Source organism: Bradyrhizobium sp. STM 3561 (assembly GCF_045571455.1).
Classification (GTDB): Bacteria; Pseudomonadota; Alphaproteobacteria; order Rhizobiales; family Xanthobacteraceae; genus Bradyrhizobium; species Bradyrhizobium vignae.
In genome coordinates, this window is sequence record NZ_CP120695.1 from 3,091,216 (window position 1) to 3,105,125 (window position 13,910).

Sequence of the window (13,910 nt, forward strand, 5' to 3'; positions counted from 1 at the left end):
CAGTGGCGGCGTTCGGTAACCATGCGTCCTCCAACGACGTCCATTGCGCCGGATCGAGCGCGCCGGGCGCCCGCGCTTCAAGCCGCCCTGAGATGGCGCGGTGTCAGCGAAGCCGGGATCGGTGGCTGCCCTCGCCTTCTTCGTACTGCATCGCGCGGGATTCCCCCGGCGCGTCGGGCGCCTTCAGCCTGGCGTCAGGTCCTCAGTTGCGCGGCGCTTTGTTAAGGTCGTTAAGCGCGTGTGATCTGGTCAGGTCGATCGTTGAAAACCTGGCGGCGCCAGCCACTGACGCCGCTGCTCGCCGAGGCCCACGGTAAAACCGCTATGGTGCGGATCCACCACCAGCTGCTGCGCGATGAGTGCGAATGCTGCCGCAATGATCGGGCCGCTACAAAGGCGTCAGATGCGGTTCAGGTGCCCTTACATGCGGATTTTGCTGGTCGAGGATGAAGCGGAAATGGCCGGCGCGCTGGCTTCGGCGCTGAAGCGCTATGACATGGTGGTGGATCATGCTCCGACGCTCGCCGAGGCGGAGGAAGCCATTTCCGCCGACGTCCATGCCGCCGTCCTGCTCGACCGCCAGCTTCCTGACGGCGATGGCCTCGCCTTGATCCCCAAGCTCCGCGCGCGTGCCGACGGCGTGCCCATCATCGTCCTGACTGCGCGCGGGGAGCTCGCCGACCGCATCGCCGGCCTCGACGGCGGCGCCGATGACTATCTGGCAAAACCGTTTGCAGTCGAGGAGCTGCTGGCGCGGCTGCGTGCAGTGCTGCGGCGGCCTGCGGGCCTCTCCCCCGAAATCATCCGTGCCGGCCGCCTCGCGTTCGATGTCGGCCATCGCGAAGCCAGCATCGACGGCGAGCCGTTCGAGTTGCCCCGCCGCGAGCTCCTGGTGCTCGAAGCGTTACTTCGCCGCATGGGCCGGACCGTGCTGCGCTCGGCGCTGGAAGAGGCGGTCTACAATTTCGACGACGAGATCCAGTCCAACGCACTCGACACGCATGTCTCGCGGCTGCGGCGAAAGCTCGCGGAAGCCGACGCGGGTATCGAGATCCACGGCATTCGCGGCGTCGGCTATCTCCTCAAGAAGTTGCCATGAGCAAACACGACGATCCCTATTGCCTACGCTCGCGGCTGAGCTGGCGCCTGCTCTCGCTTCAGGCGGTCATCCTCGTCGCGCTGCTTGCAGTCGTTCTCACCGGTCTTTGCGCCTCCGGCTTCGTGCTGGCGCCGCGCGATGAGGACCGCGTCATCGATGTCGTCCAGCGTGCGCTCACGCGCGATGCGCAAGGTGGATTGGCCTTGCGGCCAACGGCCGAACTGCAGCAGTTGCGCAGCGAGACACCCGACCTCTGGTTCCTGGTACGCGACCGGGAGGGACGCTCCCTCACCGAAGGCGCCGTGCCGGCCGAATTCGCCGCGATCGGCGGAGGTCTCGACCGGATCAGCCAGGCGCGGCTCGGTTGGCAGTTGTTCGAGGACGATCCGCGCAAGCCGGCGGCGCGCATGAAGCGGGTCGACACTGATGCGGGCAACGTGCAGGTCATCACGGCGACACAAGGACGCCTGACCGGCGCCAAGGCGCTGTTCATGACGTCCCTTGCGTTCCTCGGCATCGCCCTGCCCGGCCTGCTCCTGATGGGAACGGCGACGTTCATCGCGACGCCGATGATCGTGCGGCGCGCCTTCGGAGGACTCGATATCGCGGCGGACGAGGCGCGGCGCATCGACATCCACCAACGCGGCGCGCGGCTCCCGGTGGAGCGGATTCCGCTCGAAGTCGTGCCCCTCGTGACCGCGATCAACGACGCGCTGGCCCGGCTCGACCAGGGCTATGCCCGCCACAAGCGCTTCGTCGCGGACGCCGCACATGAGCTGCGCACGCCGATCGCAATCCTGAACACGCGCCTGGAGTCACTTGCCCCTGGGCCGGACAAGAATCGCCTGCTGGAGGATGCGGCGCGGCTGGCGACTCTTGCCGAGCAATTGCTCGATATCCAGCGGCTCGACCGCTGCGGCCATCCCTTCACGCGCGTCAATCTGGTTGCCGTTGCGCAAAGCGTCGCCGCCGACCTAGCGCCGCTGGCGATTGCCGCCGGCTACGAGCTGGCGCTCGATGCGCCCTCGACACCGGTCGAGACGATCGGCGATGCGGCGGCCCTGGAGCGCGCACTGACCAATCTCGTGCAGAATGCGATCCAGCACGGTCCTCGCCGCGGCACGATCGGGATTCGCGTCGGCAGGCCCGCAAATATCGAGGTCACCGATGAAGGCGCCGGCATTCCCGCCGATCAGCGCGAGCAGATCTTCGAGCCGTTCTATCGGCTCGCGCCGCTCGATCGCGGTGCCGGCCTCGGCCTCAACATGGTGCGCGAGATCGTGCAGCTGCATGGCGGCCACGTTTCGGTGCCGGACGGAGCGGAGGGCGGCGCCTGTTTCCGGATGACGTTGCCGCCGGTCCGACAGAGTTGATTCAATCCGCATGCGCCTCTAGCGGCGCAATGCTGTCGCAATGCGCCTCCGCAACACTGCATCCGTCTCACCTGTGATCTCAGCAGGTGCAAACCAAGATGCCGGAGTGCGCATGCCCAACGATTTCCTTTCCTTCTTCCTGTCCTGGATGTCGTCCCCGCGTCGGGTCGGCGCTGTCGCACCATCGAGTGCGGCGCTCGCCGATCTCATCACGCGCGAGATCAGCGCATCGACGGGGCCGATTCTCGAGCTTGGGCCCGGCACCGGCGCCTTCACCTACAAGCTGCTCAAACGCGGCGTGCGGCCGCAGGATCTCACGCTGGTCGAATACGGCTCCGACTTCATGAAGCTCCTGCAACTGCGCTTTCCCGGCGCACGCGTGCTGTGGATGGACGCGGCGCGGCTGACGACCGACCGCCTCTATGACGGCGCCCCCGTCGGCGCGGTCGTGAGCGGCCTGCCGCTGCTCAACATGAGCAGGCGCAAGGTCATCTCGATCCTCAGCGGCGCGTTCAGCTATGTCCGCCCCGGCGGCGCCTTCTACCAGTTCACCTATGGCATGAGCTGCCCGGTACCGCGGCCCGTGCTCGACCGGCTGGGCCTGCGCGCAAGGCTGGTGGATCGCGCCTTGCTGAACGTGCCGCCCGCGGCCGTCTACAGGCTGACGCGGCGACCACAGATGAAGCTGATCACGGGATCGGTTGCGCCTGAACCGTCAGCGCGGGCCCCGTTGGGGCCGATGCATCACGCGCGCGACTATTCCGCCGCGCGCTGAGCCGTCAGACCAGCCGCGACTGCACCACCGCCGCCTGAATGAACGAGGCGAACAGCGGATGCGGCTCGAAGGGGCGCGACTTCAGCTCGGGATGGAACTGGACCCCGATGAACCAGGGATGATCCTCGTACTCGACGATTTCAGGCAGCACGCCGTCGGGCGACAGGCCCGAGAATTTCAGCCCGTGCTGCTCGAGGCGATCCTTGTAGGCGGTGTTGACTTCGTAGCGATGGCGGTGACGCTCGGAGATCTCGGTCGCGCCGCCATAGACCTGCGAGACGCGGCTGCCGCGGTTGAGCGTTGCCGGATAGGCGCCGAGGCGCATCGTGCCGCCGAGGTCGCCGGCCTGCGAGCGCTTCTCGAGCTCGTTGCCGCGCAGCCATTCCGTCATCAGACCGACCAAGGGTTCCTTGGTCGGGCCGAACTCGGTGGAGTTGGCGTCCTCGATGCCGACGAGGTTTCGCGCAGCCTCGATCACCGCCATCTGCATGCCGAAGCAGATGCCGAAATACGGCACGTCGCGCTCACGCGCGAACTGCGCCGCCTTGATCTTGCCTTCGGCGCCGCGCTGACCGAAACCGCCGGGCACCAGGATGCCGTTGACGTGCTCGAGGAACGGCGCCGGATCTTCCTTTTCGAAGATCTCGCTCTCGATCCAGTCGAGGTTGACCTTCACCTTGTTGGCGATGCCGCCATGCGAGAGCGCCTCGATCAGCGACTTATACGCATCCTTCATGCCGGTGTATTTGCCGACGATGGCGATGGTGACGTTGCCCTCGGGGTTGCGGATGCGCTCGTTGATCTCTTGCCAGCTGCGCAGCTCCGGCGGAATCCGCGAGGCGATGCCGAAGGCGGCGAGCACTTCATCGTCGAGGCCCGCATTGTGATAGGCCTCGGGCACCGCATAGATGTTGTCGACGTCGCGCGCCTCGATCACGGCGCTTTCGCGCACGTTGCAGAACAGCCCGAGCTTGCGCCGTTCTTCCTTCGGGATCGCGCGATCGGTGCGGCAGAGCAGGATGTCCGGCTGGATGCCGATCGAGCGCAGCTCCTTGACCGAGTGCTGTGTCGGCTTGGTCTTCAATTCGCCGGCGCTCGGAATGTAGGGCAGCAGCGTCAGATGGATGTAGACGGCGTGATCGCGCGGCAGCTCGTTCTTGAGCTGGCGGATCGCCTCGAAGAACGGCAGGCCCTCGATGTCACCGACGGTGCCGCCGATCTCCACCAGCACGAAGTCGTAGCCGTCATTGCCGTCGAGGACGAATTCCTTGATCGCGTTGGTGACGTGCGGAACCACCTGGATGGTCGCGCCGAGATAATCGCCGCGGCGCTCCTTGGTGATGATGTCCTGGTAGATGCGCCCGGTGGTGATGTTGTCGGCCTTGGTCGCCGGCCGGCCGGTGAAGCGCTCGTAGTGACCGAGATCGAGGTCGGTCTCCGCGCCGTCGTCGGTCACGAACACTTCGCCGTGCTGATACGGCGACATCGTTCCGGGATCGAGGTTGAGATAGGGGTCGAGCTTGCGGAGGCGAACCTTGTAGCCCCGGGCCTGCAACAGAGCACCCAGTGCCGCCGAAGCCAGACCCTTGCCGAGCGAGGAAACCACGCCGCCGGTGATGAATATGTACCGCGCCATGGGACTTAACCTCTAATCCCTCGAATTCGATTCGCCAAAGCGATTCGTATTCCGCCCCAAAGATTTTGCGGGCCTGTGGGTGAGCCAAAACTAAGAGTGGTGACAGTGCCTTGATGGGGATTTTTGATGCAGGACGGTAGCGGCCGCCCTGCATGGCCCCCCTGCTTTATTGCGAGCGCGGTACCTGCGGGCCGCTCGGGGCCGGGGCCTGCTGCTGCTCGTCGGCCTTCTTGAGCGAATCCAGGATGCCGCCCGAGGTTGGCGGCGCGACCGGCGAACCACCGGTTGGCTGGGTCTGCGCCGGCTGGCCGATGATCGACGACGGCTTGCGGTCGTAGCCCGCATACCAGGACAGGAACAGGCTGGTGAGGAAGAACCCGACGGCCAGGATCGCGGTGGTCCGCGTCAGAAGGTTCGCCGTGCCGCGGCTCGACATGAAGCCCGCGCCGCCGCCCATGCCGAGGCCGCCGCCTTCCGACTTCTGGAGCAGCACGGCACCGATCATGACAGCGACGATCATGAGGTGAATGACGATGACAACGGTCTGCATGATATCCTTCCGTCACAAGCGGGCGGCGCCTGACGGCGGCCGATCGCGCTTCGGGGGTTTTCCTGAAGTTGCGCGGTGTTACACGATCGGGAGGGGTATTGCCACCCCCGATCGGGTCGGGATCAACGCATTGGATTAGCTAGGGACAGCCTTTGGCGATCGCAAGGAAATCGGCCGCCTTCAGGCTGGCGCCACCGACCAGCGCGCCGTTGACGTTTTTCACCGCCATCAGCTCGGCCGCATTCGAGGGCTTGACCGAGCCGCCATAGAGGATTCGCATCTTCGCTCCCTCGGCTTTGAACCGGGAGATCAGGAGTTCCCGGATAAAGCCATGAATCTGCTCGACATCCTTGGCTGTGGGGGTCAGCCCGGTGCCGATCGCCCAGACCGGCTCATAGGCCACGACCAGATTGGCTGCGGTCGAGCTGTCAGGCAGAGAACCGTCAAGCTGGCCGCGCACGATGTCCAGGGTCTGGCCGGCGTCCCGCTGGCCTTGCGTCTCGCCGATGCAGACGATCGCCGTCGCCCCGGCGCGCCAGGCGGCCTCGGCCTTCTGCCGGATCAGCGCATCCCCCTCGCCGTGGTCGGCGCGGCGCTCGGAATGGCCGACGATGATGGCGGTTGCGCCCGCATCCACCAGCATTTCGGCGGCAACATCGCCGGTATGGGCACCTGAGGCCTTGGGGTGGCAATCCTGCGCTCCCACCGCGACCTTCCTGCCACGTGCCCTCTCGGCGAACGCCGCAACGAGGGTCCCCGGCGGGCAAACCAACAAGTCGGCCTTGCCGGCCACGTCTGCCGCACCGTCGAGCATGGCGTCGAATTCGGCAGCCTGGGCCTTCAGGCCGTTCATTTTCCAATTGCCGGCGATCAGCGGTCGGATGGCGTCGGTCATGTCAATGTCCAGCAAAATGAGGTTTGTGCATGCGCTAGCAGAGCTGTCGCGGCAGTTCCAGACCTAGAGGCCTTTAACCGCAGGTCTCAAGGGGGACCCGTGGCAAGGTTGCGGGGGGAAAGCCGCCACTTTATGATGATCTATCAATTTGGTGACGCGCTTTTGCGGAATCTGCATTAAGACGCGCTCCCGTTCCCTCCTGACCAGACAAGTTGGACCAAATGCTCCGAGGAATGCGCAAGGCCTCATCGAACTGGCTCGGCAAGACCATTATGGCCGTGGTGATGGGCGTGTTGATCATCAGTTTCGGCATTTGGGGCATCGCCGACATCTTCCGCGGCTTCGGGCAGTCCACGGTCGCCAAGATCGGCCACACCGAGATTTCGCTGAACGAGTTCCGGCAGATCTACACCGACCGCCTGCAGCAGATCAGCCGCCAGTTCGGCCGTCCGCTGACGCCGGACCAGGCGCGGGCCTTCGGCCTCGACCGCCAGGTCCTCCAGCAGACCATCGCGGAAGCCGCCCTCGACGAAGAGGCGCGCCGGCTCGGGCTCGGCCAGTCCGATGACCAGATCCGCCAAGTCATCATGAACGATCCCAACTTCAAGGGCGTCGGCGGCAACTTCGATGCGAACCGCTTCCAGGCCGTGATCCGCAATTTTGGCTACACCGAACCGCGTTATGTCGCCGAGCAGCGCAAGGTGTCGCTTCGCCGCCAGATCACCGGCACGATCGGCGCGGGCATCGAGCCGCCGAAGGCAATGATCGACGTCCTGACGCGGTACCAGAACGAGCAGCGTACCATTGAATTCGTCAAGCTCGACGCTGCACAGGCAGGCACCATCGAGGCGCCCTCGCCCGAAGCCCTGGCCACCTATTTCGAGGATCACAAGGTCCAGTTCCGCGCGCCCGAATACCGCAAGATCGCCTTCGTCGTGATCTCACCGGAAGAGATCGGCAAGTGGACCGAGGTTTCCGACGAGGACGCCAAGAAGGTATTCGAGCAGCGCAAGGACCGGCTTGGCACGCCGGAGAAGCGACAGATCCAGCAGATCGTGTTTCCGAACGTTGCCGAAGCGCAAGCCGCACGCGAGCGCCTCGTCGGCGGGACGTCGTTCGAGGATCTCGGCAAGGAACGCGGGCTGAGCGCCTCCGACGTCGACCTTGGCCTCGTCACCAAGTCTTCGCTCGACCCCGCGGTTGGCGATGCCGCCTTCACGCTTCCGGCCGGTGAGATCAGCCAACCGATCCAGGGCGCTCTCGGCACGTCCATCGTCAGGGTCGACAAGATCGAGCCGGGCAAGGAGGCGGACTACGCCAGCCTCGCCGGCGACATCAAGCGCGAGATCGCGACCGAGCGCGCGCGCGTCAAGGTCGCCGATCTCCGCGACAAGATGGAAGACGAGCGCGGCGGCGGCGCCAGCGTGATCGACGCGGCACAGAAGCTCGGCCTCACCGCCGTGACCATCGACGCCGTCGACCGCTCCGGCCGCGCCCCGAACGGCCAACCGGTCGCCAACATCCCGCAGGGTCTCGACGTGGTGTCGCAGGCCTTCAACACCGATGTCGGCGTCGACAACGACCCGATCTCCTTCAAGGGCGGCTATGTCTGGTACGACGTGCTCGCCATCATGCCCTCGCGCGACCGCAATCTCGACGAGGTCCGCGACCAGGTCGAGGCACGCTGGCGCCAGGACCAGATCGCGACCAAGCTGAAGGCCAAGGCGACCGAGATGGTGCAGAAGCTCGAAGCGGGCGGCAAGCTCGCGGATGAAGCGGCAGCGGCCGGCGCCAAGGTCGAGACCGCGACCGGCTTCAAGCGCGACGATACGCCCGCCGGCGTGCCCGCCACCATCGTGTCGGCCGCGTTCCGTGCCGCCAAGGACGGCGTCGGACAGACGCCCGTGAGCGGCGGCAGCGAGGTGATCGTCTTCCGCGTCACCGACATCGTCGACCCCGCGGTCGACTTTGCCTCCGATGCTGTCAAGAAGCTGAAGGAGAGCCTCGACCGGGCCCAGACCGAGGAGCAGGTCGCATCCTACGTCAACAAGCTTGAAACCGACATCGGGACCACCATTAATCAGGCCGCCTTCGCGCAGGTGACCGGCGCGAACCAGTGAGTTGAAAGCACGCGATGGACGACCTGAAATCTATCATTGGAAAAGTGGCGACCGGCGCCAGCCTGTCGCGTGACGAAGCCGCTTCCGCCTTCGATGCCATGATGAGTGGCGAGGCTACGCCCTCGCAGATGGGCGGCCTCTTGATGGCGCTGCGGGTGCGCGGCGAGACCGTGGACGAGATCACCGGCGCTGTTGCGGCGATGCGCTCCAAGATGCTGACCGTGACGGCGCCGTCCGACGCCGTCGACATCGTCGGCACCGGCGGCGACGGCTCCGGCTCGGTCAACGTCTCGACCTGCGCCGCCTTCATCGTCTCGGGCGCCGGCGTGCCGGTGGCCAAGCACGGCAACCGCGCGCTGTCCTCGCGCTCGGGCGCCGCCGACGTGCTGGCATCGCTTGGGGTGAAGATCGATCTCAAGCCGGAGCAGGTCGGACGCTGCGTGCGCGAATGCGGCATCGGCTTCATGTTCGCCCCCGCCCACCATCCCGCCATGAAGAACGTCGGCCCGACCCGGGTCGAGCTCGCGACCCGCACGATCTTCAACCTGCTTGGGCCCCTGTCCAACCCGGCCGGCGTGAAGCGACAGATGGTCGGCGTGTTTTCAAGGCAATGGGTGCAGCCGCTGGCGCAGGTGCTCAAGAACCTCGGCTCGGAATCCGCCTGGGTGGTGCACGGCTCCGACGGTCTGGACGAGATCACCCTCACCGGCCCGACCTTCGTCTCCGCGCTCCACAATGGCGAGATCCGGAATTTCGAGGTGACGCCGGAGGAAGCCGGGCTCTCGCGTTGCGAGGCCGGTGCGCTCAGGGGCGGCGACGCCGACGCCAATGCGATCGCATTGCAAAGCGTGCTCGACGGCAAGCCGAGCCCCTATCGCGACGTGGCGCTGATCAACGCCGCCGCCGCACTGGTCGTGGCCGGCCGCGCCAAGGACCTCAAGGAAGGCATCGCGATCGGCGCCGCCTCCATCGACAGCGGCGCGGCCAACGCGAAGCTGAAGCACCTGGTCACGGTCTCCAACGGCTGAATTGCGCATGTCCGACATCCTGACCAAGATCGAGACCTACAAGCGCGAGGAGATCGCGGCAGCGAAGCGGACGCGTCCGCTCTCCGCCGTGGAGGCGCAAGCCAAGGCCGCCTCCGCGCCGCGTGGTTTCCTGCGAGCGATCAAGAGCAAGCATGCCGATGGCGACTATGCGTTGATCGCCGAGATCAAGAAGGCCTCGCCCTCCAAGGGTCTCATTCGCGCCGATTTCGACCCGCCGGCACTCGCAAAAGCCTATGAGGCGGGTGGCGCAGCCTGCCTTTCGGTGCTGACCGACACGCCGTCGTTCCAGGGCCATCTCGACTTCATGGTGGCGGCGCGCGCGGCAACGTCACTGCCGGTGCTGCGCAAGGATTTCATGTTCGATACCTATCAGGTGGTCGAGGCGCGCGCGCACGGCGCCGACTGCATCCTGATCATCATGGCGGCGCTCGATGATGCCGCTGCCAGGGATATCGAAGATGCTGCCATCGCCTATGGCATGGACGTGCTGATCGAGATCCACGACCGCGCCGAGCTCGACCGGGCGCTGAAGCTGCGGTCGCCGATGATCGGCGTCAACAACCGCAATCTGCGCACCTTCGAGACCACGCTCGCGACCAGCGAGGCCCTGGCGCCGCTCATCCCCGGCGACCGGCTGATGGTCGGCGAGAGCGGCATCTTCACGCCCGAAGATCTCGCCCGGCTCGAGCGCGTCGGCATGTCGACCTTCCTGGTCGGCGAGAGCCTGATGCGGCAGGCCGACGTCACCGCGGCGACGCGCGCGCTGCTCGCGCGCGAGACGACGGCGCGCGCGACGGGCACGCGCTGACATGGCGCGCAAGCCAGCCAAGAAGCCAGGCACGACGAGGACGGCCAAATCCAACGCCGGTCCCGCGCTCACCCATATCGGCGCCTCCGGCGAGGCGCGGATGGTCGACGTCTCGGACAAGCCCGCGACCGAGCGGCTTGCGGTCGCGGAAGGCCGCGTCGTCATGACCAAGGCAACGCTCGACCTGATCGTTTCCGGCAATGCCAAGAAGGGTGACGTGCTCGGCACCGCGCGCATCGCCGGCATCATGGCCGCCAAGCGCACTTCCGAGCTGATCCCGCTCTGCCATCCCCTCGCGCTGTCGAAGGTGACGGTCGACATCGAGCCGGACGCAAAACTGCCGGGCTGCCTCGTTCGCGCCAGCGTGAAGGTCACGGGCCCGACCGGCGTCGAGATGGAGGCCCTGACCGCAGTCTCGGTTGCCTGCCTGACCATCTACGACATGATCAAGGCGGTCGAACGCGGCGTGCACATAGAAGGCATCCATCTCGTCGAGAAGCTCGGCGGCAAGTCGGGCCATTATCGCGTCTGATCGCAGGCGGCAAGCGCATCCTCGCGCGCTGCCGACAGCAGCGCGCCGCGCCCGGCGCGTGCCGCCACCCGCAATGGAAACGGCGCGAGCGCGTCATTGAGCGCGCACGTGAGATGGTTAAGCACCGGTTGCGTTGCGACGACCGGCAGGGATCGAGACCACGGCACACTCGGGGAATTGCTGCATCTCGCCGTGCCGCGCATCGTTTGCATGTGCGCGCGCCTTCATCCTGCGTTAACCACGCTTCCTAACTTTACCTCCACGCCGTTCCCGTAAACCAACGGATGTGCCCGGGCTCAAGAATTGATCCTGGCGTGTGTACGACAGCGATCGAGATCATGACCAAATTCCGCAACCGCCTCGTCGACCAGGCCGTGCTCACGCGCAGCGGGCCGATCCGCTGGCTGGTGGTGGGCGGGATCTTCCTGATCGCCGCGATCGCCGTTGGCGCAACGCTGATGGCACAGAACTTCCGCGAGCGCGCGCTGCGCAACTCCGGCCGCGAGCTGGAAAACACGGTGCTGCTGCTCGCTCACCATTTCGACCAGCAATTGCAGGATTTCGCGGTCATCCAGAAGGACTTCGTCGACCACGTCCGCACGACCGGAATCACGACCGCGGAAGACTTTCGCAAGCGCCTCTCGGGCGAGGACGTCCACCGGATGCTGCGGTCGAAGATCGAGGCGCTGCCCTATATCGGCGGTGTCAACATCATCGATGCCGAAGGCAATCTGATCAATTCGTCGACGGCATGGCCGGTTCCCGGGGTCAAGATGGCCGACCGCGCCTATTTTCGCTCCTTCAAGTATGATCCCAATGCGCCTGATGTCCTGATCGAGCCGTTGCATAGCCGCATCTCCGGCGCATGGACCATTCTGGTGGCCCGGAAGATCGTCGGGCCAAGCGGCGAGTTCCTCGGTATCGTCGGGCGCGGAATCGAGCCCGCCAACTTCGAAAAATTCTTCGCCTCCGTCGTGCTCGGCGAAGGCGCGACGATCTCGATGCTGCATCGGGACGGCACGCTGCTCGCCCGTTATCCCCATTCCAGCGAATTGATGGGGCGGAATTTCAAAAGCGGCGCGTTCGAGCTCCAGAGGGTGTTCGGGCTCGATCACTTCGCCGGCCGTTTCGTAAGCCCTGTCGACGGAGAGGACCGGCTGATCTCCTCGCGCGCCCTGCCCCATTTCCCGATCCTGATGATGGCCACCACGACGCGCGCGGCGGCCCTGACGGACTGGCGCGAGCAGATCGGCATCCTGATCTCGGTTGCCGCCTCGTCAGCGCTCGCCATCGCAGGCCTGCTGATCGCGATCGTTCGCAAGCTGCTGGAGCAGCACCGCCTTTCGCGCGAGCGGCTCACGCTGGAAAAGCAGCGGCTCGACCGCGCCGTCAACAACATGACCCAAGGCCTGTTGCTGTTCGACGCCGAGCAGCGGCTCGTGGTCTGTAACCAGCGCTACATCGAGATGTATGGATTGTCGGCCGAGATCGTAAAGCCCGGCTCCAGCTTCCACGACACCATCGCCCATTGCAAGGCAACCGGCTCGTTCGCGGGCGACGTCGACGCTTACGTCGCGCTCGTGCTGAAGGACATCCATGTCCGTAATTCAATGGTGATCGACACTTCCGACGGCCGCTCGATCCACATCCTCAACGAACCGCTCGCTGATGGCGGCTGGGTCGCGACCCATGAAGACATCACCGAGCGCCGCCGCATCGAGGAGCGCATCACCCACCTCGCTCATTATGACGCGCTGACGGACCTGCCCAACCGCGCCATGTTTCACGAGCATCTGCGCCATCAGCTGGCTGCGGTCGGCGACGGCGAACAGATCGCGGTGCACTACATCGATATCGACGAATTCAAGAGCGTCAACGACGCGCTCGGCCATCTCGTCGGCGACGAGCTATTGAAATCGGTCGCGGCGAACCTTCGCCGCTGTGCCGGCCCGGCGGACTTCGTGGCGCGACTCGGCGGCGACGAATTCGCCATAGTACAGAGCGCGGCGACGTCGCTGGACCAGGTCAACGAGCTCGTCGCGCGGGTCTTCGAAGCCATCCGCACGCCGTTCGACTGCATGGGCCATCATCTCACCACCGACGCCAGCATCGGCATTGCGCTCGCGCCGGAACACGGAACAATGCTGGACCAGATCCTCAAGAACGCAGACATGGCGATGTACGCGGCCAAGTCGACCGGGCGGCGTACCTTCCGCTTCTTCGAGCCGGACATGGACGCCAAGGTTCGCGAGCGGCGCCAGCTCGAGAGCGACCTGCGCCACGCCATTGCCCAAGGGGGGCGCGAAGGCGGACTCGAGGTGTATTACCAGCCCTGCCTCGGCCTCAAGGACGACCGCATCACCGGCTGCGAAGCGCTGGTGCGCTGGCGCCATCCCGAGCGCGGCATGATCTCGCCGGCCGAATTCATCCCGATCGCCGAGGACACCGGCCTGATCAACGAGATCGGCGAATGGGTGCTGGCGACCGCGTGCCGGGACGCGGCGGGTTGGCCCGACGACATCCGCCTCGCCGTCAACGTCTCGCCGGTGCAGTTCAAGAGCGGCACGCTGGCGCTGAAGATCATGGCCGCGCTCGCCGCGTCGAACCTGCCGGCGAGCCGGCTCGAGCTCGAGATCACCGAGGCGGTCCTGATCCGCGACGACGATGCCGCGCTCGCGATCCTGCACCAGCTTCGTGCCATCGGCGTGCGCATCGCGCTCGACGATTTCGGCACCGGCTACTCATCCCTGAGCTATCTGCACCGCTTCCCCTTCGACAAGATCAAGATCGACCGCTGCTTCGTCGACGACATCGCCCGCCCCGACGGCTCCGCCAGCATCGTCCAGGCCGTCGTCAATCTGGCGGCTGCCCGCCGCATGACCACCACGGCCGAGGGTGTCGAGACCGAGGAGCAGCGGCGCCTGCTTCGCACGCTCGGCTGCGCCGAGATGCAGGGCTATCTGTTCAGCGCCGCCAAGCCGGCCGACAAGATGCTGGAGCTATTCGCGCTGCATCGCAGCCGGCTCGCGCGACGCGAAGGCAGCGAGGGTCGCCGCCGCGAGGCCGGTTAGGT

General features: G+C 65.8%; 12 protein-coding genes. 8 read left to right on the forward strand and 4 right to left on the reverse strand.

Translation table 11 applies throughout. The features are described from left to right. Positions 1–424 precede the first annotated feature (424 nt). The 3 genes from P6U28_RS14505 to P6U28_RS14515 all read left to right on the forward strand — a co-directional run bounded on the left by P6U28_RS14505 (position 425) and on the right by P6U28_RS14515 (position 3,247). Positions 425–1,099 carry a response regulator transcription factor gene (locus tag P6U28_RS14505; RefSeq protein ID WP_122403090.1) on the forward strand — a complete coding sequence of 225 codons (675 nt, stop codon included), beginning with the start codon at positions 425–427 and terminating at the stop codon, positions 1,097–1,099. After that, entirely contained in the window at positions 1,096–2,472 is a 1,377-nt protein-coding gene (locus tag P6U28_RS14510) for a HAMP domain-containing sensor histidine kinase (RefSeq protein WP_122403089.1), read from the forward strand. Before P6U28_RS14505 ends, P6U28_RS14510 begins: the two co-directional genes overlap by 4 nt. Before the next feature lie 112 nt (positions 2,473–2,584). Then, positions 2,585–3,247 (forward strand): class I SAM-dependent methyltransferase, encoded by a 663-nt coding sequence (locus P6U28_RS14515; RefSeq protein ID WP_162500263.1) that lies wholly within the window; start codon positions 2,585–2,587, stop codon positions 3,245–3,247. A gap of 4 nt (positions 3,248–3,251) precedes the next feature. Here P6U28_RS14515 and P6U28_RS14520 read toward each other — a convergent pair whose 3' ends face one another. The 3 genes from P6U28_RS14520 to tpiA form a co-directional block, all read right to left on the reverse strand. Beyond that, entirely contained in the window at positions 3,252–4,883 is a 1,632-nt protein-coding gene (locus P6U28_RS14520; RefSeq protein WP_122403087.1) for a CTP synthase, read from the reverse strand. Between the two features lie 166 nt (positions 4,884–5,049). Then, positions 5,050–5,433 carry a preprotein translocase subunit SecG gene (gene secG / locus P6U28_RS14525; protein WP_122403086.1) on the reverse strand — a complete coding sequence of 128 codons (384 nt, stop codon included), beginning with the start codon at positions 5,431–5,433 and terminating at the stop codon, positions 5,050–5,052. 139 nt (positions 5,434–5,572) lie between these two features. Then, entirely contained in the window at positions 5,573–6,328 is a 756-nt protein-coding gene (tpiA, locus tag P6U28_RS14530) for a triose-phosphate isomerase (protein ID WP_122403085.1), read from the reverse strand. Positions 6,329–6,549: 221 nt separating this feature from the next. Here tpiA and P6U28_RS14535 point away from each other — a divergent pair, with 221 nt between their 5' ends. From P6U28_RS14535 to moaC, 4 genes are read left to right on the forward strand one after another with little or no spacing between them, the layout of a single operon-like run. After that, positions 6,550–8,448: a SurA N-terminal domain-containing protein gene (locus P6U28_RS14535; RefSeq protein ID WP_407122529.1), complete on the forward strand. Its 1,899-nt coding sequence runs from the start codon at positions 6,550–6,552 to the stop codon at positions 8,446–8,448. Between the two features lie 14 nt (positions 8,449–8,462). After that, positions 8,463–9,476, forward strand: coding sequence for an anthranilate phosphoribosyltransferase (gene trpD, locus P6U28_RS14540; protein WP_122403083.1), 1,014 nt, complete (start codon positions 8,463–8,465; stop codon positions 9,474–9,476). Between the two features lie 7 nt (positions 9,477–9,483). Next, complete coding sequence (gene trpC, locus P6U28_RS14545) at positions 9,484–10,305, forward strand: indole-3-glycerol phosphate synthase TrpC (RefSeq protein ID WP_407122530.1); 822 nt, start codon at positions 9,484–9,486, stop codon at positions 10,303–10,305. A gap of 1 nt (position 10,306) precedes the next feature. Beyond that, positions 10,307–10,837, forward strand: coding sequence for a cyclic pyranopterin monophosphate synthase MoaC (gene moaC / locus P6U28_RS14550; RefSeq protein WP_122403081.1), 531 nt, complete (start codon positions 10,307–10,309; stop codon positions 10,835–10,837). Here the strand turns inward: moaC and P6U28_RS14555 are convergent. Further along, entirely contained in the window at positions 10,825–11,049 is a 225-nt protein-coding gene (locus P6U28_RS14555; protein WP_129145027.1) for a hypothetical protein, read from the reverse strand. The genes moaC and P6U28_RS14555 overlap by 13 nt on opposite strands. Before the next feature lie 123 nt (positions 11,050–11,172). Here P6U28_RS14555 and P6U28_RS14560 point away from each other — a divergent pair, with 123 nt between their 5' ends. Continuing rightward, a complete protein-coding gene (locus P6U28_RS14560; RefSeq protein ID WP_162500594.1) occupies positions 11,173–13,908 on the forward strand; it encodes an EAL domain-containing protein in 2,736 nt (911 codons plus the stop codon). Positions 13,909–13,910 lie beyond the last annotated feature (2 nt).